Annotated in this window: 1 pseudogene; it reads right to left on the bottom strand. The window is 64.1% G+C overall.

The features are described from left to right. Nucleotides 1–358 (bottom strand): annotated as a pseudogene (locus IMZ11_RS44325) (acyltransferase); the annotation flags it as partial. Between the last annotated feature and the right edge of the window lie 65 nt (nt 359–423).

Genomic DNA, 423 nt, shown 5'->3' on the forward strand with positions numbered 1-423 from the left:
GGATGGTCAGCACCGCGGCTGCGGCAAGCACGACAACCAGGGCGGGAAGCAGCCTGCGAATCAGCCGGACAACTTCTGGAAGCGGCCACAGCGGCGTCTCCGGGTCGAGCGCCATCCGCAGGATCTTGCCGCCGAAGAAGAATCCGGACAGCGCCAGGAACACGTCCACACCACCGGAAACCCGGCCGAACCAGATGTGGAACATCGCCACGAGCGCGATCGCGATACCGCGCAGTCCGTCCAGATCGTGGCGATAGAAACCGGAGGTACGGGTACCCATGGCCGCGCGTGGAACGGAACCGGATTCGGTGCCGGGCTCCGTCCGGGGGGCGTCAAGGGTTTTCATGGTCGAGGCCAATTTACCTAACATCGGCCTGCCGCTCACATTTCGGATGTGTGCGTCACACCCTGTGAGCAAAGGGC

Origin of the sequence: Microtetraspora sp. AC03309, from assembly GCF_020826795.1 — a bacterium.
GTDB classification, from domain to species: domain Bacteria; phylum Actinomycetota; class Actinomycetes; order Streptosporangiales; family Streptosporangiaceae; genus Microtetraspora; species Microtetraspora glauca.